24 protein-coding genes are annotated in these 23532 nt (G+C 63.7%); 3 read left to right on the forward strand and 21 right to left on the reverse strand.

What is annotated here, in order from left to right; genetic code table 11:
• Nucleotides 1-22: 22 nt before the first annotated feature.
• The 16 genes from ACSMDR_RS06760 to ACSMDR_RS06835 all read right to left on the reverse strand — a co-directional run bounded on the left by ACSMDR_RS06760 (nucleotide 23) and on the right by ACSMDR_RS06835 (nucleotide 15553).
• Nucleotides 23-1261, reverse strand: a complete 1239-nt coding sequence (locus ACSMDR_RS06760; RefSeq protein ID WP_005893787.1) for a beta-ketoacyl-ACP synthase — start codon at nucleotides 1259-1261, stop codon at nucleotides 23-25.
• On the reverse strand, nucleotides 1258-1983 hold the full coding sequence (locus ACSMDR_RS06765) for a 3-ketoacyl-ACP reductase FabG2 (protein ID WP_436467709.1): 726 nt from the start codon (nucleotides 1981-1983) through the stop codon (nucleotides 1258-1260). The genes ACSMDR_RS06760 and ACSMDR_RS06765 overlap by 4 nt, the downstream gene beginning before the upstream one ends.
• 108 nt (nucleotides 1984-2091) lie before the next feature.
• Nucleotides 2092-2547 carry a hotdog family protein gene (locus ACSMDR_RS06770; protein ID WP_005893790.1) on the reverse strand — a complete coding sequence of 152 codons (456 nt, stop codon included), beginning with the start codon at nucleotides 2545-2547 and terminating at the stop codon, nucleotides 2092-2094.
• Complete coding sequence (locus tag ACSMDR_RS06775) at nucleotides 2540-3829, reverse strand: beta-ketoacyl-[acyl-carrier-protein] synthase family protein (protein WP_436467710.1); 1290 nt, start codon at nucleotides 3827-3829, stop codon at nucleotides 2540-2542. The genes ACSMDR_RS06770 and ACSMDR_RS06775 overlap by 8 nt, the downstream gene beginning before the upstream one ends.
• Nucleotides 3826-4404, reverse strand: coding sequence for a DUF3261 domain-containing protein (locus tag ACSMDR_RS06780; protein ID WP_436467711.1), 579 nt, complete (start codon nucleotides 4402-4404; stop codon nucleotides 3826-3828). The genes ACSMDR_RS06775 and ACSMDR_RS06780 overlap by 4 nt, the downstream gene beginning before the upstream one ends.
• Nucleotides 4405-4458: 54 nt before the next feature.
• A complete protein-coding gene (locus ACSMDR_RS06785; RefSeq protein ID WP_436467712.1) occupies nucleotides 4459-6804 on the reverse strand; it encodes an MMPL family transporter in 2346 nt (781 codons plus the stop codon).
• Nucleotides 6794-7405 (reverse strand): outer membrane lipoprotein carrier protein LolA, encoded by a 612-nt coding sequence (locus tag ACSMDR_RS06790; protein ID WP_436467713.1) that lies wholly within the window; start codon nucleotides 7403-7405, stop codon nucleotides 6794-6796. Before ACSMDR_RS06790 ends, ACSMDR_RS06785 begins: the two co-directional genes overlap by 11 nt.
• Entirely contained in the window at nucleotides 7402-7827 is a 426-nt protein-coding gene (locus tag ACSMDR_RS06795) for an acyl-CoA thioesterase (RefSeq protein WP_005893795.1), read from the reverse strand. Before ACSMDR_RS06795 ends, ACSMDR_RS06790 begins: the two co-directional genes overlap by 4 nt.
• On the reverse strand, nucleotides 7817-9412 hold the full coding sequence (locus ACSMDR_RS06800) for an HAL/PAL/TAL family ammonia-lyase (RefSeq protein WP_436468211.1): 1596 nt from the start codon (nucleotides 9410-9412) through the stop codon (nucleotides 7817-7819). Before ACSMDR_RS06800 ends, ACSMDR_RS06795 begins: the two co-directional genes overlap by 11 nt.
• Nucleotides 9402-11165: a glycosyltransferase family 2 protein gene (locus tag ACSMDR_RS06805; RefSeq protein ID WP_436468212.1), complete on the reverse strand. Its 1764-nt coding sequence runs from the start codon at nucleotides 11163-11165 to the stop codon at nucleotides 9402-9404. Before ACSMDR_RS06805 ends, ACSMDR_RS06800 begins: the two co-directional genes overlap by 11 nt.
• Nucleotides 11162-12970, reverse strand: a complete 1809-nt coding sequence (locus ACSMDR_RS06810; RefSeq protein ID WP_436467714.1) for an ApeI family dehydratase — start codon at nucleotides 12968-12970, stop codon at nucleotides 11162-11164. The genes ACSMDR_RS06805 and ACSMDR_RS06810 overlap by 4 nt, the downstream gene beginning before the upstream one ends.
• Nucleotides 12970-13557 (reverse strand): COG4648 family protein, encoded by a 588-nt coding sequence (locus ACSMDR_RS06815; RefSeq protein ID WP_436467715.1) that lies wholly within the window; start codon nucleotides 13555-13557, stop codon nucleotides 12970-12972. Before ACSMDR_RS06815 ends, ACSMDR_RS06810 begins: the two co-directional genes overlap by 1 nt.
• Entirely contained in the window at nucleotides 13550-13798 is a 249-nt protein-coding gene (locus ACSMDR_RS06820) for an acyl carrier protein (RefSeq protein WP_436467716.1), read from the reverse strand. Before ACSMDR_RS06820 ends, ACSMDR_RS06815 begins: the two co-directional genes overlap by 8 nt.
• Before the next feature lie 26 nt (nucleotides 13799-13824).
• On the reverse strand, nucleotides 13825-14079 hold the full coding sequence (locus tag ACSMDR_RS06825; protein ID WP_005893805.1) for a phosphopantetheine-binding protein: 255 nt from the start codon (nucleotides 14077-14079) through the stop codon (nucleotides 13825-13827).
• 17 nt (nucleotides 14080-14096) lie between these two features.
• Complete coding sequence (locus tag ACSMDR_RS06830; protein WP_005893806.1) at nucleotides 14097-14855, reverse strand: lysophospholipid acyltransferase family protein; 759 nt, start codon at nucleotides 14853-14855, stop codon at nucleotides 14097-14099.
• A complete protein-coding gene (locus ACSMDR_RS06835; RefSeq protein ID WP_436467717.1) occupies nucleotides 14840-15553 on the reverse strand; it encodes a beta-ketoacyl synthase chain length factor in 714 nt (237 codons plus the stop codon). The genes ACSMDR_RS06830 and ACSMDR_RS06835 overlap by 16 nt, the downstream gene beginning before the upstream one ends.
• 263 nt (nucleotides 15554-15816) lie before the next feature.
• On the opposite strand from ACSMDR_RS06835, the gene ACSMDR_RS06840 reads away from it, so the two are divergent.
• Genes ACSMDR_RS06840 through ACSMDR_RS06850 form a run of 3 tightly spaced genes read left to right on the forward strand, consistent with a single transcriptional unit; the run spans nucleotide 15817 to nucleotide 17547 of the window.
• On the forward strand, nucleotides 15817-16212 hold the full coding sequence (locus tag ACSMDR_RS06840) for a hypothetical protein (RefSeq protein ID WP_436467718.1): 396 nt from the start codon (nucleotides 15817-15819) through the stop codon (nucleotides 16210-16212).
• 19 nt (nucleotides 16213-16231) lie between these two features.
• Complete coding sequence (locus ACSMDR_RS06845) at nucleotides 16232-17314, forward strand: methyltransferase (protein WP_436467719.1); 1083 nt, start codon at nucleotides 16232-16234, stop codon at nucleotides 17312-17314.
• A gap of 29 nt (nucleotides 17315-17343) precedes the next feature.
• Complete coding sequence (locus ACSMDR_RS06850) at nucleotides 17344-17547, forward strand: hypothetical protein (protein WP_436467720.1); 204 nt, start codon at nucleotides 17344-17346, stop codon at nucleotides 17545-17547.
• A gap of 65 nt (nucleotides 17548-17612) precedes the next feature.
• Here ACSMDR_RS06850 and ACSMDR_RS06855 read toward each other — a convergent pair whose 3' ends face one another.
• From ACSMDR_RS06855 to ACSMDR_RS06875, 5 genes are all read right to left on the reverse strand, one after another.
• A complete protein-coding gene (locus ACSMDR_RS06855; protein ID WP_436467721.1) occupies nucleotides 17613-18521 on the reverse strand; it encodes a pseudouridine-5'-phosphate glycosidase in 909 nt (302 codons plus the stop codon).
• Nucleotides 18515-19606, reverse strand: coding sequence for a PfkB family carbohydrate kinase (locus ACSMDR_RS06860; protein WP_436467722.1), 1092 nt, complete (start codon nucleotides 19604-19606; stop codon nucleotides 18515-18517). The genes ACSMDR_RS06855 and ACSMDR_RS06860 overlap by 7 nt, the downstream gene beginning before the upstream one ends.
• A 153-nt stretch (nucleotides 19607-19759) precedes the next feature.
• A complete protein-coding gene (gene nirD / locus ACSMDR_RS06865) occupies nucleotides 19760-20092 on the reverse strand; it encodes a nitrite reductase small subunit NirD (RefSeq protein ID WP_436467723.1) in 333 nt (110 codons plus the stop codon).
• Nucleotides 20089-22635 carry a nitrite reductase large subunit NirB gene (gene nirB / locus ACSMDR_RS06870; protein WP_436468213.1) on the reverse strand — a complete coding sequence of 849 codons (2547 nt, stop codon included), beginning with the start codon at nucleotides 22633-22635 and terminating at the stop codon, nucleotides 20089-20091. The genes nirD and nirB overlap by 4 nt, the downstream gene beginning before the upstream one ends.
• A 65-nt stretch (nucleotides 22636-22700) precedes the next feature.
• Complete coding sequence (locus ACSMDR_RS06875) at nucleotides 22701-23522, reverse strand: ABC transporter ATP-binding protein (protein ID WP_436467724.1); 822 nt, start codon at nucleotides 23520-23522, stop codon at nucleotides 22701-22703.
• Between the last annotated feature and the right edge of the window lie 10 nt (nucleotides 23523-23532).

Genomic DNA, 23532 nt, shown 5'->3' on the forward strand with positions numbered 1-23532 from the left:
CGCCTCTTTGCCATGCCGGCCATCACGGCCAGCGCTTGAAGATGAGCGAGGTATTGATGCCACCAAAGGCGAAGTTGTTGGACATCACGTACTCCACATCCAGCACCCGGCCGCCGCTGCGGATATGGTCCAGCGGGGCGCAGGCGGGATCCGGCTCGTTCAGGTTGAGGGTGGGAGAGAACCAGCCCTCATTCATCATCTCCAAAGAGAGCCAGGCCTCGATGGCGCCGCAGGCTCCCAGGGTGTGACCAAGGTAGCTTTTCAATGAGGAGATGGGGGTCTTGTCCCCGAAAATAGCACCTGTGGCATGACTCTCGGCAATATCGCCACGCTCGGTCGCCGTGCCGTGAGCACTGATATAGCCAATGTCCCCGGCCTGCAAACCGGCATCGTTCAAGGCCATCTCCATGCAGAGTTGCATGGTTTCTCTCTGGGGCTGGGTGACATGGGCGGCGTCGCAGTTGGTGGCAAACCCCACCAGCTCGGCGAGGATGGTCGCGCCCCGCGCCAGGGCATGCTCCAGCTCCTCCAGCACAAGGGTGCCAGCCCCCTCCCCTATCACCAGCCCATCGCGATCCCTGTCAAAGGGTCTGGGGCTCTGCTGCGGAGTCTCATTTTGCAAGCTGGTCGCGAACAGGGTGTCAAACACCACGGCCTCAGAAGGGCAAAGCTCCTCCGCGCCACCCGCCACCATCAGATCCTGATAGCCATGCTTGATCGCCTCATAGGCATAGCCAATCCCCTGACTGCCGGAAGTGCAGGCGCTCGAGGTGGGAATGACCCGGCCACGCAGCCCAAAGAAGAGGCCAGTATTGACCGCCGCCGTGTGGGGCATCATCTGCACATAGGTGGTTGCAGTGATGCTGGCCGTGGTCTTGTCGTTGAGCATGGCGCCGAAGGCGCTGATGGGCGCAGTACTGCCGGTGGAGGAGCCGTAGGCGATGCCGGTGCGGCCACCGGTCAGTACCGGGTGGCCAATCAGGCCAGCCTGGCTGAGGGCCAGCTCGGTCGCCACTGTGGATAGCTGTGAGACGCGGCCCATGGCACGGGTCTGCTTGCGGGTATAGTGGCTCGGCAATGCAAAGCCCGGGATGGGGGCGGCCAGTCGGGTATTGAGCCCCTCATAGACGGCCCACTCCGGCATCTGGCACACCCCATTGCGCTCGGCCTTGAGGCGCGGCCCCACGCTCTGCCAGTCGTTGCCAAAGGCGGTCACTCCGGCCATGCCGGTCACCACGACCCGCCTGTTGTTCGCGCTCATATCAGGCCTCCATTGATGGAGATCACCTGGCGAGTCACGTAAGCCGCTATGTCCGACATCAGGTAGGAGACCAGCCCCGCCACTTCGTCAGCCTGGCCCATGCGCTTGAGCGGTATCATCTTCATCGCCTCGGCCTCTACCTCGGCATTGACCATGCCGGTGTCGATGAGCCCGGGGGCCACGCAATTGACGGTGATCTTGCGTTTGGCGAGCTCCAGCGCCAGAGCCTTGCTGGCCCCGATGATGCCCGCCTTGGCGGCGCTGTAGTTGACCTGACCTCTGTTGCCCATGATGCCTGAGACGGAGGAGAGAGTGACGATGCGCCCGCCCCGGCGCAGCCCAATCATCGGCATGATGCAGGGCTTGAGCAGGTTGTAAAAACCATCCAGATTGGTGTGCAGCACCCCATCCCAATCTTCATCGGTCAAGGCCGGGAAGGCGCCATCGCGGATGACACCGGCGTTGCTGACCACGCCGTAATAGGCGCCATGGGTCTCGATGTCCGACTCGAGCCGGGTTCGGCACTCTTCCCTGTTCGAGATATCGAACTGGATCAGTCGCCCCTGGCCCCCCGCCGCAACTAGCTCGGCCAAGGTTGCCTCTGCGCCTGAGCGATCACTGTGATAGTGCACCACTATGTGAAAGCCATCCCGGGCCAGCGTCAAGGCGATGGCCCGGCCTATGCCCTTGCTGGCACCCGTCACCAATACGGTGGAACTCATAATCAATCCTTCCCTAACAAATTCAAATAATTCGGTCCCAGGCCCCCGCACAGACCATCAGGCTGCACTGGATTACCCGACATCAAGACTGAGCCAGACCGGCCACGCTCACGCGGTGTCCAAGAGAGTGGCCAGCTCGCCCTCACTGGGCAGATAAGTACTGAGCCGCGCCTCGGCGCAGGGCCGATCGCCACTGAGGATCCGGCACTCGAAACTGGCCATTCCACCATCTTCCAGCAGGCATTCGGCCTCGATGATTAGCCGCTGCCCCGCCGCGAAGGCGGACACCTGACTCTGATACTGGCGACTGCCGAGCAGCATGCCGATACGCACCGGCTCGTCTCGCTCACGTCCCCGCATCCCGGCCCAGGCGGCTATGGTCTGGGCCATCAGCTCTATGCCGACCCAGGCGGGCAAGTTTCCCTGCTCATCGAGCAGCAGCGCATGCTGCACGCCGACCCGGGTCTCGCAACGCACCCTTGCGCCCTGATAATCGAGCAGGCGATCGAGCAGCAGCATGGGGGCCTGATGGGGTAACAGCTCGGCGATGGTTATCTTATTCATGTTCTGTAGTCATCTCTTGTGCCGCGAGACCACGCTCCCCATCGGGGCATGCAAGATCGCGGCGGCCCAGCAGCAGGCTGACGTTATTGCCACCAAAGGCGAAGGAGTTCGACAGTGCCAGAGTGATGGGGTCAGCCAGGCTCTTGCTGGAAAACGCGGGTCCGCCCCCTTGCACCAGTTGAATCGGCACCAGCGCAGGATCCTGCACTGCACCCTGGTCGGGGGCAGCCTGTCCCAGCTCCATCAGCAGACAACAGAGCGCCGCCTCGATGGCGCCTGCGGCCCCAAGACAATGGCCGGTCAACATCTTGCTGGAACTGCAAGGGGCCGTCTCACCCTCCCCAAACAACCGGGCGAGTGCACGGCTCTCCATCTCATCGTTGAGCCGGGTCGCGGTGCCATGCAGGTTGATGTAATCGAGTTCGCTGGCATCAATGCCCCCCTGGCACAGGGCCATGCGCATCGCCGCCTCTGCCCCCAGCCCCTCCGGATGAGGCGCCGATATATGCCAGGCATCGGAGGATTCACCAGCCCCCAGCAATGCCAGCGGGGCCGGGGTCTGGCTCAGCACAAAGAGGGCAGCCCCCTCCCCGATGTTGATGCCCCGTCTAGCTTCGCCGAAGGGACGGCAGCGCGTCAGGCTGAGAGACTCCAGGCTATCAAAGCCATTGAGGGTCAAACCGCACAGGCTGTCGGCCCCCCCGACGATCACCGCATCGGCCATCCCGGCCGCCAGCAACCGCTGGCCGCTGATAAAGGCGCGCGCACTGGAAGAGCAGGCGGTCGAGATGGTATAAGCCGGCCCCGTCAGGGCCAGCTGGCGCGACAGAAACTCGCTCGGCGAGCCCAGCTCCTGCTGGCGGTAGTCAAAGGCAGGGGGGAGTGACGCCCCCCGTTCGCAGGCGGCGACCGCCAACTCCGCCTCGGCAATCCCGGCCGTGCTGGTGCCAAGCACGATGGCGATGCGATCAGCCCCCACCCTGGCCTTGAGCTCATCGAGCCTGGGCTGGATCTGAGCCAGGGCCGCCAGCAGCAGTCGATTGTTGCGAGAGTCATAGGCCGCCAGCGCGTCAGACAGCGGGGGCAACTCGCTCCTCACCCGGCCAACCGGCGTGAGTCTGCCATCGCTCAGGGCCTGATATTCGGTGTCGAGCGGGCTGATGCCCTCCGCCTGCCAGGCGGCCAGGGCCTCGCTTACCGCCAGCTTGCCCTCGCCCAGGGCACAGATCAGGCCGTAATCCTGGATAAAACAGGGGGACACGGGATTGATGAGCACTGTCATGGGGCCAACTTCTCCATCAGTAGCTGGTACTCGAAGGCGTGCTGCACCAGACGCACAGGCTCACGCTCCCCGCCAATATCTTGATAGAAGATCTCGCTCACCAATTTGCCCCCGGGATCCCTCAGGCGCCGCACCATGCCCTCATCCTTGAGCTGCCACCCTCTGGGCAGCTGCGCCTGCCAGGCGGGAATGGGCCAGTAGCTGAGCATCACATCGGCCACTACCTGGGCCACGGGCGGCAGGGCAGTGCCGCCCAGCAGACTGGAGAGTTGCTCGGTGCGAATCGCCTCACCGTCATAGCTCACGCGAAACAACCGGATCCCGCTCGGGGTCAGCCCCACCAGGGTGAGTTGGCGACCATCGGCTTCCAGCACCGCCAGCAGCTGATGCTCCCCACTTTGGGTCCGGGCACTCAGCAGCTGCTGACGATAAAGTGGCTGCGCCAGGGTTGGCACCGGCAACACCAGGCTGGTGCCCGGGGTCAGGAAGGCGCGATTATCCGGCGCAGGGGCGGGCTGGCTGGCACAGGCGCTCAGCAAGCTGGCGCATAAACAGAGAGGCAGAAGCGGCTTCATCTTGTGTCCCGGGGATCTAGAGTGGGCCAAACAGGGGTGAGGGTCATGGGGTCATCACCTGTCCAGCACCAGAGGAGATAAGAGGAAAGCGGTAAAGATACCGCCGCTCAGCACCAGACCGAAGCCCGCAATGGCCGGAGTGTGACTCAGGGCCAATAGCCCGAATGCCAGCTGGGTGGTCAGGTTGGCCAGCAAGATGGCGAGCAGGGTCGAGCGCTGACGATGGGGATCGGCACCACTGTGGGCAAAGAAGAGCCCGTAGTCGATGCCGATGCCAAAGATGAGACTCAGCGCCAGGACCCCGAACAGGGTGAGCGGCTGGCCGCAGGCCGCGAGCAGGGCCAGCCCCGCCCCCAGCGCCAGGACGTTGACCAGCAGGACTCGCCCCCCCCTGCGCCAGCCGAGCCGCCAGCCGAGCAACAGGGCGACCAGTCCCATGGCCAATCCCAACAGCTCGGCCAGCTTGATGCGGTAGTGAGCGAACAGCTGGCTCCACTGAGCCCGCTTATCCTGCCAATAGACGCCAGGCTGGTTCGCGGCCAGGTTTGCCATGGCAGCGGGCGCACTCACCCCCGAGATCGGCAGCCAGATGGCGACCCGGCCATCGGCCAGGCGGTGCCAGAGCAGACGGCTCCCCTCGCTGACCGGGCTGGCCAGCCACAGCGCGGGCGTAAGAGGTTGCCAGGGTCTGGCGATCCCCTTGGCCGGTACGCCGGCCTGGTTGAGCGCCGTCACCACCTCGGGCAGGAGCTTGCCAAGGGCGTCGTGATCCGCCTTTTGCTGCGCCAGGGATGGCAGCCACTGAGCCAGCGAGACAAACCCGGTCAATTGTCCCTGCGCCTTGGCCAGGGTGAGCGTCCGAGTCAGGGCCTCTAGCCGCTGCAAGACCGCCTCCCCGTCCTCCCCCGTGACCAGGAACCCCAGCATGCCCCCCTGCTGGCCTGTGAGATGCTGGATCTGCCGCTCCTGGGCTTGCAACTCAACGGGCAGGGGTTGCAGGCGACCAATGTCATCGTCAACCTGCAACCGGTTCAGCCCCGCGACCACCAGCAACAGGCTGATCAGCGGCAGCCCCCAGCGCAACGTGCGTCGCTCGCGCCACAGCTTGAGCCAGCCGCTCAACCACACCAATACTGCTGGCTCCTCTTGCGGCAGAGGGCCCAGCCAGAGCGGAAAGAGACAGACAACGGTCACGAAGGCCGCAGAGAGCCCGACCAGAGCGCACAGCGCCAGCTGCTGCAGGCCGGGGAAGGGCGCCAGCCAGAGCAGGCCATAGCCGATCAAGGTAGTGAGCAGCGCCAGCCAGAGGCTGGGTAACAGCCGGGCCCGGGTCTGATGAGGGCTCTCCTCGGCCCCATTCAGGCGCCGCTCGCTGAGAAAATGCAGGCCGTAGTCGATGGCGATGCCGATGAGACTGGTGCTGATCACCAGGGTAAAGAGGTGAACCTCGCCAAACCAGATCAGGACAGCCAACAGCCCCCAGCCCAGGCCGATAATGATGGGCAGCAGGGCGAGGCAGAGCGCACGGGTCGAACGAAACACAACCCAGATAAGCAGCATCACCCCAATCAGCGAGCCCAACCCTATGGTGGAAATATCTGCCTGAGCCAGGTTGCTGGCGTGCTGGCTATAAAACAGCGTGCCACGGCGGAGCAGCTCAACCCCCGGATAGTGTGCCTTGAGTCTCTGCTCCGCCTCGTCGAGCCGGCTCAGCAAGGCACCATTGCGAGCGAGGTCGAAGGCCGAACGGTCCAATTCTGCCCGCAGCAGATACCAGCGCCGCCCGCTCTCATCCTGACTCACCAGCCAGTCATGGTCCAGCCGCAAGGCGGTGGCGACCTGACCCTGCACCCCGGCCCGTGTCAGCAGCAGGGGATCGTTTTGCCACTCGGCGCGCGAGACTCCGCCAAAGGGGCTGTAGATCTGGCCGAGTACCCACTGGCTCCAGGCGTGCGGCCCTGCGGCGAGCCGCTCCCGGCTGACGCCATCGAGGCGCTGCCAGGCGTAGTCATGCAGATACGCTTGCCAGGCACCGGCCAGCTCGGGCTGGGCGCCGCGAACGCTACTGAGCTCGGGCAGCGCCCTCAGGGCATCCTCCCAGCTTTGCGCGGCGATCCGGCTATCCTGACCCGCAGGCAGACTCAGCATCCAGACCAGTTGACCATCAAGCTGATGCAGCAACCCTTGCTGCAAGGCCGGATCCAGAGAGGATCGCTCACTTTCGGGTAACAGATCCATCAAACTGGTGTTGATGCGGCTATGGGGCAGCAGATAACCCAGTGATGCCAGTGCCAACAGGCAGAGCAGCAGCCAGCCCAGGGCCAGCCTGCGCCAGCTTGCCTCGCTGATGCCGGCGGCAAGGGGTGGCGGTGCTGCGATGATGGGTAATTTAGGGGGCAAAATGAGCCTCTTGCTCAGGGGGAAGCGGCAGGTTCACCGTCTGCCAGTGAGAGAAGTGGATAAGGGTCTCATCCCCTTGCTTGTCCACGATCAGCAGCCTGTCCAATTGCTCACCCCCGCTCAAGCCAAGCCGGGCAAACACCTTGTCCAGGGGAGGCGCCAGCGGAGTCAGGGTCAAGGTCCAGCCCTGCTCGCCAGATTGAAACGCCAGCTCAAAGTAGCGGGCCAGTGCCTGCTCATCCGAGCCGAACAGTGCCAGCAACATCTTGCTGAACTCGAGCAGTTGGGGGTTATCGATCACCTCGGCGCGCCCCTGACCAACTCGCTGGCTCATGCGCTGGTCGGTGAGACTCAGGCCCAGTTCGAACGGCGCCTGCTGATGCCACCAGAGCCCCTTGCCACGCACCAACAGCAGATCACCGCTGGCGCGCAGGGGCTGGCTTAAGCCCGCCACCTGCTTCTCCTGCTCAAACTGGGCACGCTGGGCCTGATGCTGACTCAGCAACTGGCGCACCTCATCCTGGCTCAGGACCTTGGCCTGCAAACAGACTGGGCTCAGGGCTGCCAACAGCAGCAGGCTGACTCGCAACCAGGCCCTCATTCGCTCACTCCGAGCTTGTCGAGCAACACCCGAGGGGAGGCCAGGCACATCTCGCCACTCTCCTTGTTCACCGCCACCTGAATACTGTAGCCCTTGCTGGTGCGTGCCCCGCTCAGGAGATCGAACAGCTGGTACTCAATCTTTAGCCGGTTCTGGTACTCACAAAGCCGGGCTTCGACCCGCACCTTCTGGCCAAAGCGCAGGGGAGCCATGTATTTGAGCCGCAAATCGATGATGGGCCAGAGGTAGCCGGAGGCCTCCATCTGGGGGTAGTTGTAATCGATCTGTTCAAGCAGGGCACAGCGGGCCAGCTCGATGTAGCGCACATAATGGCCATGCCAGGCGACAGCCATCATGTCCACGTCATGAAAGGGGATCTCGACCTCTATGCTGTGGCTGATCATCCAGGTTTCACTCTGCATGTGTCTTGTCTCCATAGAGTGGATAGTGGCGGGCCTGCAGCCGGGCGATCAGGGCTCTTAGCTCCTGCTCCAGGGGCCTGTCCTCCACCAGAGGGGCATGATGCGCTCGCACCGCCAGCACCATCTCCCGCAAGGCCGGGCTCAGATCGGCCAGGCTAAGCTGCTGCAAACCGAGGCGCAGCTCGACCCCCTGCACAGCCGCCAGCAGACAGGCGGCACCGACCTGCTCGGTCAGGGTCAGCACCCGCAGGGCATCCCGCGCCGCTATGGTGCCCATGCTCACCTTGTCCTGATTGTGGCACTCGGTAGATCGGGAGAAGACGCTGGCCGGCATGGTCAGCTTGAGGGCCTCGGCCGTCCAGGCGGAGACCCCGATCTGCACCGCCTTGAAGCCGTGGTTGATCATCTGTCGCTCGCCGCAGGCACCGGAGAGGTTGCTCGGCAGGCCGCCGTTGAACTTGCTGTCCACCAGCTGGGCCAACTGGCGATCGAGCAGGTCGGCCAGATTGGCCACCGCCGTCTTCATGCTGTCCATGGCCATGGCGATGTGGCCGCCATAGAAGTGACCGCCGTGCATCACATGCTCGAAATCACCATCGATGAGGGGATTGTCGTTGGCGCTGTTGAGCTCGTTTTCGATGAGCTGACGCCACCAGGGCAGGCTGTCGGCCACCACGCCGATGACGTGGGGCGCGCAGCGCAGGGAGTATCTGTCCTGCAGCCGGTCGCTGTGGCGGGGCAGCTCGCCCGCCACCAGATCCGCCCTCAGCCAGGCGGCGATGCCCTGCATGCCGGGATGGGGCTTGGCCGCAAACAGCCTCTCGTCGAAGTGGAAAGCATTGCCCCCCATGGCGACGCTGACCAGGGCGGTGATCCGGGTCGCCAGCTTCATCAGGTATTCGGTGCGGGCATAGGCGAGGCAGGCCAGCGCCGTCATCACCGAGGTGCCATTCATCAGCGCCAGCCCCTCCTTGGGGCGCAGGCGCAGCGGCGTGACCCCGAGTTCCTGATAGACATCGGCGGTGCTCGCCAGCTGACCATCCCGATAGAGCTCGCGCTCCCCCACCAGTACGGCGGCCACATAGGAGAGCGGGGTAAGATCGCCGCTGGCACCGACCGATCCCTCTTCGGGAATACGGGGGATCAAGTCCTGCTCCAGCAACCAGCAGAGCCGCGCAAGCAAAGCCTGGCTGACTCCCGAAACGCCCTGGGCCAGGGAGCAGAGCCTGGTCGCCAGCACGGCGCGCCCGGCCTCCAGGCTCAGGTTTTCCCCCAGGCCACAGCCGTGGAAACGGGTCAGGTGCAGGGGCAGTTCGGCCACCAGGGCGGGAGGGACGGCCCGGGTGACCGAGTCACCATAGCCCGTCGTCACCCCATAGATGACCCCCTCCTCGCTCAACAAGCGATCGAGAAAATCGGCGCCGCGCTGAATACGGGCCCGAAAGGCGGGATCCGGATTGAGTGTTGGCACGGCCCGCCCTTCGGCCAGGGCGACCACCTGCTCTATACGCAGGGGCCCGGCCCCGAAGGTGACTTGTTGCTGGTCATCATCGGCCTTGCGGGTATAGGAGGTATCACTGTTCATCATGAGTTAGCTGCCAGAAATCGAAGAAGTTGAACCAGTCCAGCGGCGCCCGAAGGCAATGGTGCTGCAATCTGTCCGCATAGGCCTGCACCCAGCGTTGCAGCGCCGCCTCCCGGTTGCTGCGTGGCAGCATTAGCCGCTCGGCGAAGGGCTCGAAATGGACCCGAAAACGCCCCTGCTCCTTGAGGCCGAACATCAGGTAGACGGGGCAGACGAGCACGCTCGCCAGGGCGAAGGGGCCCAGGGGGAAGGGGGCCGGGGCGCCGAGAAAGTCGGCCCAGACTACCCGTTTTTCCCGGGTGACCGAGGTGCGATCACCGACGATCACCACCCACTCCCCCGCCTCTATCTTCTCCTTGAGCAGTATGGCGGTGTCCGCCCCCATCTCCTGCACCTGGATGAGGTTGAGACCGGATCCTGGATTGATCTGTTTGAGCAGGGCGTTGAAGCGGGCCGCATGACGGGTGAACACCAGGGCGTTGATGGTGACCTGACCGGCCTGGGTACCGAGTGCCCGGCACAGCTCGAGATCGCCGAGGTGGGAACCAAGCAGCAGCAGGCCCTGACCGTTTCGGATCGCCGCCTCGTGGTGCTCGCGCCCCACCAGCTCGACCTGCCCGGGCACTATGTCGCCGCGCCAGCCCGCCAGCTTGTCCAGGGCCGCCTCGCCAAAGCGCAGCAAGTGGCGAAAGCTGGATCTCGGCTCAGCAGGCAGACTCACCCCTTGGCTCCTGGCGAACGCTTCGAGCCGGGCCAGATACTGCTCGGAGGCCTCCCGTTGACGGCGGCCGGTCAGCCAGAAATAGCCGATCACCGGGTAGAGCAGTGCCTTGAACCCTCTGCGCCCGAGCAACCGGTAGCTGGCCAGCATGATCTGCAACCCCAGCAAGCTGCCCCGCTCCGGGGTGCGCGACCAGTGCGCCTTGCCCTGACGCCACAGCCTGGTCAGCCAGCCCTCGGAACGGGGACTGTTGCCATGAGAGATGCCCGAACCGGGCGCTTGCCGCGCCCCCCGGAGGCGGGCGGGCCAGCCCAGCAGGCGCAGCAACAGATCCCAGAGCAGGCGACACACCAGCCGGGTATGCATCCAGGAAATGTCCAGGTTGTCTTGCCAGAGCCGAAAGTGCGAGCTGCCATCGGCGGGATAGATGACCCGGGTCGGCACGAAGCGGGTTTCCACCCCGCGCCAGTGGAGGCGCACCATGATCTCGGTGTCAAAATCCATCCCCTTGCCAAGGGGGACCGCTGCCATCAAGGCACAGCTCCCGTCCAACGGATAGACCCGAAAACCGCACATGCTGTCCTTGATGGCAAAAGAGAGCGTTTCAATCCAGACCCAGACATGGGTGATGTAGCGGCCATAGAGGCGCCCTTTGGGTACGGTGTCGTCATAGAGCGGGCGGCCCGAGATCAGCGCCTCGGGATGGGCCTCGGCCTCGCGCAGCAGACGCGGCACGTCAGCAAGATCGTGCTGACCGTCCGCGTCTATCTGCAAGCCATGGCTGAAGCCACGCGCCAAGGCAGTCTTGAGCCCCGTCATTACCGCGGCGCCCTTGCCAAGATTCCGGGGATGGCGCAGCAGGCTCACCCACGCCTGATGCTCGCGAGCCAAGCCATCGAGGTCTGCGGCGGCTCCCGGCTCGCTGCCATCGTCGATCAGCAAGCAAGGCAGTCCCAGGGGGGCCAACGTGGCCAGCACCCCGGCCAGGGGGGCCGAGTGGTTGTAGCAGGGGATGATGATGCAGCAATTCAGGGGCATAGCGTCACCCGCCCACTGCTGGCGTGCTCGCCCGCAATCTTGTAGCTGAACAGCAGCTGGCCCTTATCGGCTTGCCAGGTCAAATGCAGGCAGCACTCCTGACCCGGGCGCAGCGGACGCTGGAACTTGAGCTGGCTCATGCCGCCAAAGGCCCTGTCCAGGCCAAGCAGCTGACCTGCGTAGTGCATGGCCCAATGTACCTGCGTCACGCCGGGCAGCAGAGGCGCGCCCGGAAAGTGACCGATAAACCAGGGCAACTCGGGATCAAGACGAAGCCGCAGCACCAGCGCGTCTTGGGTCATGACTTGCTCGAGCAGAGTCGGGAGTGTACTGATTTTCATGACGGCTGCGCCTGAGTCGGTCTTGTCCATCTCTCGCCTCGTCGGGTGACATGCTTCGGGCCCCGCCATCTCCTTGGCAAGCCCCCCATCAAACAGCGCCTTCAGCTCGGACCAGGGGCGCTTGCCCTGACTGCTCAATGGCAATGTCGCCAAGACCCGCACCCGGCGCGGCAGCGCCACCGGTTCGAGCCAGGGTCGCAACTGCTCACGCAGGGCGATGAGAAAGCGTCCGGGCCCCAGGGTCTGCCACTGCCGTTGCCCTTCTGAGGTCAACACCAGCACGGCACCGAGTAGTTGCCGGGCCGCCACCGTCAGGGGCAGCACGGCCGCCTCCTCGACCCAGGACAAAGCCTGCAGCCGGGTTTCAACCTCATCGAGGGAGATGCGCTTCTCTTCGAGCTTGATGAGGCGATCCCCTCGTCCCAGCAGATGAAAACCCGCATCAGCCAGTTGAATGCGATCGGCGCAGAGCAGCGGCGCATCATCGGGCAGAAAAGGGGAATGCAGCAGCAAGCGCTCATCGGCCGCCACCAGGGCCCTGACCCCCGGCATGGGGCACCAGGGGGTTTGGGGGGCCAGGCTCTGACGCCAGGCGATACCGCCGGTCTCGCTGCTGCCAAATACCTCTATGGGCAGTTGGCCAAACAGCTGACCGGCCCGAGTCGCATCCGCCAGCGCCAGGGGGCCGCCGGAGGAGACAATCAGGTGGCATCCTGCCCCCCCTATCTCGGGATCGAGCCGGCTCAGGAAGGCAGGAGAGGCGATCAGCGCCCAGGGCCCTCGCTGGCCTTTGAGCTGCTCCGGGTAGAGGGTCAGGGTACGAGCGAAAGGGATGCGCAGCACCAGAGGCAACAGGATCCGAAACAGCAGGCCATAGATGTGCTGGTGACTGACGCTCGCCAGCAGGTGAGTACCGACTAACCGCTGACCCCAAAGCGCCATCAACACGCGCAACTCGGCCTCGAGTTGATGCCATGACTTGGGGATGGCCTTGGGGGCACCGGTCGAGCCTGAGGTGAACAGCGTCAGTTGCAAACGGCTGGGGGCATGCCAGCGCTGCGTCGGGATCTCATGCGCTCCATCCGTCAGGGGCAGACGCAACCAGGGATGCTCGCTCCCCTCCCCCAACTGCGGGCTATCGGTCAATATGCCGTCAAAACCCGCCCCGAGTTCGGCCAGGGCAGCCGGACGCTGATGACCGGGCAGCACGGCCTCACGCCCCGACAAGGCGCAGGCGAGTAGCGCCTGGGCAAACAGCAGGCTGTCGTCGAAACAGAGCGCCCAGCGCGCTGCCGATGAGCTGGCGAGCACGCCCGCCAACGCCTCGGCGCCGCATCTCAGCTCACCGAAATGGCTATCTCCCTGGGGGCCGAACGCCACCAGCTCCTCGTCTCTCCGCGCCCAGATGGCGGCAAGCAAGTCCTGGCAAGGCGCGCCAGTGTGGAGAGCATCACTCATCAGGCAAAACCCCGCTTGACCCGCAGCCGCACCAGGTACTCCCCGCCCATCAAGAGTCCCATCAGCAGGTAACTGATCAAGCCGTTGTAGAGGCTCCACAGCGCCAGGTCTCCGTGCCAGATGGTGGCGGCGGCAAGCGCGCCGTTGACCACGAAGAAACCGCACCAGACCTGGGTCACGGTGCGGGTGTAACGCACTCCCGCCAGCGGCAGATCAGGATCGGTCAGGCGGGCAAGCCGCTCAACCAGACTCATGGGCTGGATCAGGCTCCAGCCAAACAGGCAGAGCAGCGCCAGAGAGACGGCCAGGGGATAATAGAGCAGCCAGTGCTGGGCCGAAAAGATGGCACTCAAGCCCGTCAGCAGCAGGCCAACACAGGCGAGCAGGCGGCCGAGCAGCAGCCACTCGCGCACCGGGGAAACACCGGGCAGCAGCCGCAGGGCAAAGGTGACCAGCAAGACGGCCAGCAGGGCGGAGCCACCCCAATGGGTCAGCCCCCAATAGACGGCCAGGGGATAGGTCAGCAGCAGCCCCCCTGCCAGCAGGGAGAGCAGCCGCAGCATGGGTCTGGCCTTGGGATCAGGCATCGGCCAGCAGGCGCTCGACCGCGTCGACCACGTCGGCTACGCTGCGCACCGACTTGAACTCTTCGGGCTTGATCTTCTTGCCGGTCAATTTTTGCAGGTGCACCACCAGATCGATGGCGTCTATGCTGTCGAGCTCCAGATCCTGATAGAGCTGGGCATCCAGGGTGATGTCCGCCTCATCCACCTCGAACAGCTTCATCAGGGTGGTCTTGATCTCGATAAAAATCTCGTCTCTGTTCATCTGTCTTTCTCCGAAAAGGGACGGGCTCAGGATTGGGACTGAACCAGGGCAGCCAAGGCTGCGACGCTGGCAAAGTGACGACGGGTATTCTCGTCATCGGCGGAGAGCACTATGCCGTAGCGCCCCTTGATGGCAAGGCCGAGCTCGAGCGCATCGATGGAGTCCAGGCCCAGACCATCGCCAAATAGGGGGGCCTGGCTGTCGATGTCGTCCGGGGTCAATCCTTCCAGATTGAGGCTGTCGATAATGAGTTGCTTTATCTCTAGTTGCAGGTCTTGCATTGCTGTTCCATACGCTGTCATTGGGTCCCGGGTTGCAGGACCTTGGTGAGAAATCGGGTTAACTGGCGGGCGGCCAGGGCGCTGCCCTGCTCGTTGCCGACCACCTCTGCGGCAGTGACCTGCGGCAGGAACTCCAGAATGAAGCTTGGCTTGCGCCTCGGCGTCCTGAACCATTTGTCCTGCTTGGTGAGGAAGCGCTCACTGCAGTAAATGCGTACCGGCTGCAGCGGCACCTGACTGCGGACCGCAAGCTGGGCCGCCCCCCGTTGCAGACGCAATGGCTCTCCCGGGGTGGTGCGGGTACCTTCCGGAAACACCAGCAGCAAGCCGCCGCTGCGTACCCGGGCCATACAGAGCGGCAATAATCGCTCTGCCTCCACATTGGGAATGTAGTCGGCGGCACGTACTACGCCGCCCAGAAAAGGATTATGCCACAAGGCTTGCTTGACGATGCAGTCACATACCGGCAGCTCGGCGGCCAGCATCACATAGTCGAGCAGACTGGGGTGATTGGCGACCACCAGGGCGCCGCGCAGATCGTGGGGCATGCCGATCACCCGATAGTCCAGCACCCCCAATCCCTTGAGCAGCCCCATGAACAGCCGAAAACTCTGCTTGATGCTGGCCTGGGCCAGGGTGCGACGTTGCTCGCCACGCAGGCAGAGGGCCAACAGCGGGAACCAGCAGAGGCTGAGCAGCAGGCCTCCCACGCCAAACACCGTGAAGCCAAGGGCGGTGCCAAACAGCCGCCAGAGCCGGTTCAACCGCGCCGCCATGCCCACTCCTGGTGCCCATCTCCCAGCAGGCATGTGGTTTGCTGCAACAAGCGAGCACGCCAGAATGCCAACGGCTGGGCCAGCTCGGGAGTGTGAGCCAGCGCCACCGCTCCTTCGCAGTACCAACGCTCGCCCTCTTCCTCATCCCCGAGTACCAGGGCGAGCGCATAGGGGGCCGTCGCCGGGAGCCAGGCGTGATGGAAAGCGGGGATCTCTCCCTCGAAGAAAACCAGCAACACGCGCCGGTAACCGGCCTGCAGGTTGGCGATCGCTTCGGTCACCCCCGCCATCAGGCTCCCTTCCCCTGCCGCCAGCGAACTCATGGGCAGCGCAGCCTTGCCCTGGATTGAACAGAGCCCGGCCGCCGTGTTGTGCACCGACATGGAGAAATCCGTGGGAGAGAGGGGCTTGGCAGCCGCCAGCCCCTGCAACAGTGTCATGGAACGCGCCAGCTCACCGTGGCGACTGACGAAGATGGCATTGTCGATGGGATGGCGGGCCAGCATGTCCAAGCCGAGCTGCACCGCGAGCCGGGCCCCGGCACTGAGGCGGCGGGCCATCATCATGGGCAGCAGCGGAGTCGGCGGCAACAGGGCAGCATCGGGCCACTGACCCTCTACTGCCCACTGTTGCCATTGGGTGTCGTGGTTCAGCCCGGGGGAGAGAGCCTGCGCATCAAGGAGTGAAAATGAGAGCATGATGGCGAGCTTCCGTCCTGGTGCGGCGCAATGGCTGATGAGTTGGATTAATCAGAGTACCGGCTGTCATCCGGCTAGAAACATGGCGAAATAATGCTACTTTGATGCCTGCCATTAATTCGGCGGCCATCATAGCATTATTTTCCATAAATAATAGATGACAGAACATATAAGCCCTTGTCTACAGTCATATTTTATTGAAAATAGTGCCATTATGTTGTCTCATTGCCCCGCTTCATAAGAAACCTACCTCGGGGAAAATAATGAATTTCATAACCAAATCAGGATTGTTGCTCGGCTGCATTCTGCTCGCCGCCTGCTCCACCAGCCAACCTGTCCGTAATCTGCCAGCCAATCAGGTGACCTTCACCCTGAGCGAGGAGCAGGTCGGCAATGCCATTCTCAATGGCGGCCTGAGCAAGGGCTGGGTGATGAAGAAAGAACAACCCGGTCTTATCCGCGGGCAATTGAATGTGCGCCAGCATCAGGCGGTGATCAATATTCCTTATACCGCTCATGACTACTCCCTCAATTACGTCAGCAGCATCAATCTGGATGACAATGGCAAGGGCGCCATCCACCGCAGTTATAATCGCTGGATCCAGGGATTGAACCAAGCCATCCAGATCGAGCTGTCCCGCACCAGCAATAATCAATAACCCCGGAGTGGCAGATCCTGTGAAACATTACCAAAGCGAGGGGCATGATGCCCTCTCCGCCATCAGCCAGGCGCAGCGTATCGCTTTTGCCCCCATGCTGTTCCAGGCGAGCTGGTGCTTGCGTGAAATCGGTGTGCTCGCCTACCTGGAGGATCGCGGCAAAGAGGGGGCAACGACGGCGGAGATCGCCAGCCACTGCGCGATCGGCGAATATGGCGCCGGGGTGCTGCTCGACATGGGGCTGGGGGGCGGGCTCTGCCATCTGGTCGGTGACCATTATGTGCTGGGCAAGGTGGGCAAATACCTGCAAAACGACCCCATGACCCGGGTCAATATGGATTTCACCCAGCATGTCTGCTATCAGCCCCTCGCCCATCTGCTCGATGCCATTCGGGAAGGCAAGCCCGAGGGGCTCAAGGTGTTCAACCGCGAGTGGGCCACCATCTATCCCCACCTCGACGAGTTGCCGGAGCCAGCCCGGGCCAGCTGGTTCGCCTTCGATCACTTCTACTCTGACTGGGCCTTCCAGCAGGCCCAGGATCATGTATTGGGCTATGCACCGCGTACTCTTTATGACGTGGGAGGCAATACCGGCAAGTGGGCCCTCTCCTGCGCGGCCCGGGATCCGGAGCTCGAGGTCACCATACTGGACTTGCCCGAGCAGCTCGCCCTCGCGCAGCCCCGAATAGAGGCCGCCGGAATGACTGCCAGAGTCACTGGCCATGGGGTCAACATGCTCGACGCCGAAGGTCCGTTGCCCGGTGAGGCAGACATCTGGTGGATGAGCCAGTTCCTCGACTGCTTCAGCCACGCGCAGATAGTCGTCATCCTCAAGCGCATTCGCCAGCACATGAAACCGGGGGCCCGGATCTGCATCCTTGAACTGTTCTGGGACAGGCAGAGCTTCGAGGCGGCCAGCTTCAGCCTCAACGCCACTTCTCTCTATTTCACCGCCATCGCCAACGGCAACAGTCGCTTCTACCACTCCAAGGAGATGTATCAGTGCCTGCGCGAGGCCGGTTTCCATGTGGAAGCCGAGCACGAGATCCCGGGCCCGGGCCACACCCTGCTGGTTGCCCGCCCGCTCCCCCAGGCGTCATAATGGCCTCCCCCCTTATCGAGGTGATTGCAATGCATCGTTTGAGACCCCTGGTGGCGCTGCTCGTCCCCCTCGCCCTTGCTGGCTGCGCCGACATCAAGGAAGCGGGCCGCACGGTCGGGCACACCACCAAGAACGTGACCCGCGACATTGGCCACACCACCCGGGACACCCGTGAGATAGGCCACAGCACCCGGGACGCGGTCAAACAGGTCGGGGATGAGCTGAGCGACTGATTTCGTCTCTGCCAATAAAAAAGAGAGCCCAGGGCTCTCTTTTTTTATTGGCGAACGGCGTGGCCTCAGAGGCTGCCGGCGATGCGCGCCCCGAGGGCTGCATTGTTCAGCACCAGCTGGATGTTGGCCGCCAGCGAGTTGCCACCGGTCAGCTCGCACACCCGGGCCAGCAGGAAGGGGGTCGATGCCTTGCCCTTGATGCCCTGTTCATCCGCCTCGGCCAGCGCCTGAGCGATTGCGCTGTCGATGTCGGCTCGCGCCATGGCAAATTCGCTCGGTATGGGGTTGGCCACCACAGCGCCCCCCGCCAGTCCCAGATCCCACTTGATGCGCAACGCCTCGGCCACCTCCTGGGGGGAGTCGAGCCGGTAATCCACCTTGAAGCCGCTCTCGCGGGTATAGAAGGCAGGCAGCTCCTCGCTCTGATAGCCGATCACCGGCACCCCTTGGGTCTCCAGGTACTCCAGGGTCAGGCCGATATCGAGAATGGACTTGGCCCCGGCGCAAACCACGGCGACCGGGGTCTGCGCCAGTTCCTGCAGATCCGCCGAGATGTCGAAGCTCTCCTGGGCGCCCCGATGGACACCGCCAATGCCGCCGGTGGCAAACACCCGGATCTTGGCCATGGCGGCGATGATCATGGTGGAGGCCACTGTCGTTGCCCCCATGGCGCGCTTGGCCAGCACGAAGGGGATGTCACGGCGGCTGCACTTGGTGACTCGGTGACCGGCGCGGCCCAGGGCCTCCAGCATGTCGTTATCCAATCCCACCTTGAGTCGGCCATCCATGATGGCGATGGTTGCCGGGATGGCGCCATTGTCGCGCACCACCTGTTCGACCCGGCGCGCCGTCTCCACATTTTGCGGATAGGGCATGCCGTGGGAGATGATGGTGGACTCCAGCGCCACGACGGGGTGGCCGGCAGCGAGGGCGGCGGCGACTTCGGGTTGGATATCGAGATAGCTTGTCAACATGGGTACTCCTCCAGAACACGTTCGACGGCGGCCTTGGACAGGCCGGAAAAGACGGTCTCATGACAACCGACGGTAAGGGCGGCGCAGCCGAGGGCAAAACGGGTGGTTTGCGCCATGTCGCTGCCGGCCAGCCAGCCATGGACCAATCCGGCCATGAAGGCATCACCGCCACCGGTCACGTTGTTGACCGGGCAGCCGAGGATGGGCAGGTGACCCTGCGTCTCCCCGTCACTATAAAAAATGCCCTGCTCGCCCAGGCTCAGAAACAGGCGCTGCACGCCGGCACTGTGGAACCAGTGCGCCGCCCTGGGCCAGGTATCCGGCCCTTCGATGGCGAAGCCGCACAGCTGTTCGGCCTCGCTGCGATTGGGTTTGAGGGTATGAATGCGGCCGAGCCAGGAGCGGATCTTCTCCACCTTGGCTACCGAGACGGTATCGACAAACAGCACCTGTTCCCCATGGCGGTCGAACAGCCAGTCCAGGGTGCAGGTGGCGAGGTTGGTGTCGAGTACCAGCACGTTGGCGGCAGAAAGAAAACCGCCAAGGGGTGTCAATCTGGCCGGGGTCAGCTCCTCGATGATGCCCATGTCATTGATGGCGCAACTCATCTCCCCCAGGCCGTCGTGCAGGCTCAGATAGCAGGAGGTGGCCTTGCCATCGAGCACCAGCACCTGGCGCACGTCGACGCCGGCACTCTGGCTCGCCTCAAGCAGCTGATGGCCATGCTGATCGTTGCCCACCGCCGTCACCAGACGGGTATCGGTGCCAAGCCGCGCCAGGTTCTCGGCTATGTTGCGCCCCACGCCACCGGCCGAGGTGCGCACCGAGCCCGGGTTGGAGTCCCCCATGCGCAGTGCCGCCCGACTCTGGCCGCAGATATCCATGTTGGCGCCCCCCACCACGACGGCGTAGGGCCCCTCCCGCAGCACATAGCCCCGCCCCATCACCAGCCCCTGCCGGATCAGGCTGGAGACATGGCTGGCCAGGGCCGAGCGGCTGATGCCGAGTCGGGTCGCCAGCTCCTGCTGGGCAATCATGGGGTCCTGGCGCAACAGGGCCAGGATCTCTTGCTCTCGCTCAGTCATAGACAAACATCCATTTACAAACTTATGTCTATAATCCAAGGAAAACGTTTCGATACAATCAGGAGGATGAAAATTTGTCGGTCTGCGCACAGAAAAACACCGGGCACAGGCCCGGTGTTTATTACAAATGGCACAGTCCGCCGCCAGGTGGGCTCATGCGAGATTGATCCAGACCTGGTCGCCATCGAGCCGGGTTGGCCAGCTGCGTACCGCCAGACCAGCATCATCGAGGCAACGCCCATCGTCCAGGGCATAGCGCTGCTTGTAGAGCGGCGAGGCCACCACCGGCTCTCCGCCAAGATCCCCCACTATGCCTCGTGAGAGCAGGGCAATACCCGAGACGGGATCCCTGTCATCCAGAGCATAAACTCGCTCCCCGAGCAGAAACAGCGCCAACTGCAGCTCCCCGACCCGGGCACTGCGACCCTGAGCTGGCAACAGCATGGCCAGGGCGCAGACCGGCAACCAGCTTTCTTGCTGCATCATATCAACTCCTTGATCTTGATCGCCGGGACCCACTGGCCACGCTCCTCGCGCCTTGGCGGCGTGGCAACCGGCTGGTCATCGACAAATGCCTTGAACAGGGCCACCTTGTCCGGATCGGCCAGGGTACTCTTCCACTCGCACTGCCAACTGCCGACAATGGACTCCATATGGGCCTCAAGTTCGGCCCCGAGGCCCAGCCTGTCCTCAATGATCACCGACTTGAGGTAGTCTAGCCCCCCCTCCATGCTCTCCATCCAGACCGAGGTGCGCTGCAGACGCTCCCCGGTGCGTACATAGAACATCAGCAATCGGTCTATGTAGCGGATCAGGGTCGGCTCATCAAGATCGGTGGCAAAGAGGTCGGCGTGGCGCGGCCTCATGCCGCCATTGCCACAGACATAGAGGTTCCAGCCCCGTTCGGTGGCGATGACGCCGATGTCCTTGCTCTGGGCCTCGGCGCACTCCCGGGTGCAGCCTGAGACGGCAAACTTCAGCTTGTGGGGCGCTCTGAGCCCCTTGTACCTGTGCTCGAGCCGCATGGTCAGCCCCATGGAGTCCTGCACCCCGTAGCGACACCAGGTGGAGCCCACACAGGATTTGACGGTGCGCACTGACTTGCCATAGGCCTGGCCGGTCTCGAAGCCCGCCGCGATGAGCTCCGCCCAGATGTCCGGCAACTGATCGACCCTGGCACCGAACAAGTCGATGCGCTGGCCGCCGGTGATCTTGGTGTAGAGCCCGTATTTTCGGGCCACCTCGCCGATGGTGATGAGGCCGTCCGGGGTGATCTCGCCGCCGGGAATGCGCGGCACCACCGAGTAGGAGCCATCTCTTTGCAGGTTGGCCAAGAAGGCGTCGTTGGTATCTTGCAGTCCCCGATGGGGCTTCTCCAGCACGTGCTCGTTCCAGAGCGAGGCCAGAATGGAGGCCACGGTCGGCTTGCAGATATCGCAACCCAGCCCCTGACCATGACGATCCCGCAGGGCATCGAAGGTCTTGATCTCCCCCACGCGGGCCAGGTGGTAGAGCTGCTGACGGCTGTAGGCGAAGTGCTCGCACAGGCTGTGGTCGGCCTCCACCCCCAGCTCGGCCAAGGCCACGTCCACCACCTGCTTGAGCAAGTTGCTGCAACCGCCACAGCCGGTGCCCGCCTTGGTGCAGGACTTGATGGCGGCCACATCCTGATTGCCGGCCCGCACCGCCGCCACCACGGCCCCCTTGCTGACGTTATGGCAGGAGCAGAGGATGGCGCTGTCGGGCAGCACCATGGGCGCCGCCGCCTCGGCCCCCTCCCCCATCAACAGAGAGAGCACGGGTTCGGGCAGAGGCAGAGCGTTCTGGTAGTACTGGAGCAGCCGCTCATAATCACTACCATCGCCCACCAGGATGGCGCCGAGCAGCCGCTTGCCCTCGCCATCGGTCACCAGCTTCTTGTAGATGCCATTGACCCTGTCCAGCAGCAACAGCTCCTGAGCCCCTTCGCTGCTGCCATGGGCATCGCCGATGGAGCCCACATCCACCCCCATCAGCTTGAGCTTGGTGGACATGTCGGCGCCCTGGAAGCGGGTCTCACCGCCACAGAGGGTCGCCACGGCGGCGCGGGCCATCTGATAACCGGGGGCCACCAGTCCGTAGATGCGCCCCTGCCAGAGCGCACACTCACCGATGGCCAGGATGGCGGGATCCGAGCTGATGCAGCCCTCATCGATGCAGATACCCCCTCGCTCACCCACCCTCAGCCCCCCCTGACGGGCCAGGGAATCCGCCGGGCGTATCCCGGCCGAGAAGAGGATCACATCCGTCTCCAGATGCTGACCATCGGCGAAGCGCAGGCGATGCCGCGCCGTCTCACCATCCTCGATGGCCTCGGTGGCGGTGGCCGTATACACCTCGACCCCCAGCCCCTGGATCTTCTCCCTGAGCAGGGCGCCGCCGCTCTCATCGAGCTGAACCGGCATCAGTCGGGGAGCGAACTCCACCACCCGCGTCTTGAGCCCCAGCAATCGCAGGGCATTGGCCGCTTCCAAGCCGAGCAGGCCGCCGCCGATGACGACGCCAGTGCGGGCGGCGGCGCAGGCATCGCGGATCTCGTCCAGATCCCCCAGGGTGCGATAGATGAAACAGCCAGCCCGCTCATGACCGGGGATGGGCGGCACGAAGGGCACAGAGCCGGTGGCCAGTACCAGACGGTCATAGTCGAGGCGCTCCCCGGACTCGAGGCAGAGCTGGCGAGCGGCCCTGTCCAGGCTCTCGACCTTGGCACCGAGCCGCAAACTCACCCCTTGCTCGGCGTACCAGGCCGGGTCGGCGAGGCGCAACGCATCGGACGCCTTGCCGCCAAACACCTCGGAAAGATGCACCCTGTCATAGGCGGGATCGGGTTCGGCACCCAATACGGTGACCGTGAAGCTGGCCAGTCCATCTGCCGCCACCAGCTGTTCGATGAAGTGATGACCGACCATGCCATTGCCGACGACCAGCAGTTGCTGTTTCTCAACCACCTTGGGTTGTTCAGTGAAGTGATGGTCTATCTCACCAGCCATGCCATTGCCTATCACCACCAATTTTTGTTTATCCATCTCGTTCATCCTTGTTCGCGTGTCCCGATTCAGGCGGTGCGTCTGATGACGCCCCCGGTGGCCGTCTTGAGCTGTGTCACCTTGCGCTGCTTCTCGTAGAGGAAACGCAGCACCTGCTGGCGCAATTTGTGGTACGCCGGGTCGTCGGCCAGGGCCACCCTGTCCCTGGGTCTGGGCAAGTTGACCGCCAGAATTTCCCCCACGGTCGCCGCCGGGCCATTGGTCATCATGATGATGCGATCCGACAGCAACACCGCCTCGTCCACGTCATGGGTGATCATGATGACGGTGTTGCCCAGCTCGGCCTGGATGGCCATCAGCGCATCCTGCAGATGAGCCCGGGTCAGGGCGTCGAGGGCGCCGAAGGGTTCATCCATCAACAGCACCTTGGGGGAGAGCGACAGCGCCCGCGCGATGCCGACCCGCTGCTTCATGCCCCCCGAGATCTCATGGGGCATCTTGTGGCTGGCATGCTCCATCTGCACCAGGGAGAGGAAGTAGTGCACCTGTTCGGCCACCTCCTCGCGCCCCATTACCCGCCGCCTGACCGCCAGCTCAACGTTCTGATGAACACTGAGCCAGGGCAGCAGGGCGTGGTTCTGGAACACCATGGCCCGCTCGGGCCCTGGCCCATCCACCTCGCGGCCATCGAGGATGATGCCCCCCTGGCTCGGCTCCAGCAGCCCGGCCACCAGATTGAGTACAGTGCTCTTGCCACAGCCAGAGTGGCCTATCAGGGAGATGAACTCCCCCTTCTCTATCTTCAGGTTCACCCCGGTCAGGGCCTCGAAGACCCCATGCTCAGTGGTGAACGACATGCCGAGCTCACTCAAATCCAGATAGGTTTTCATCACGACTCCT

The organism is Aeromonas molluscorum (assembly GCF_051376105.1).
GTDB lineage: Bacteria > Pseudomonadota > Gammaproteobacteria > Enterobacterales > Aeromonadaceae > Aeromonas > Aeromonas molluscorum.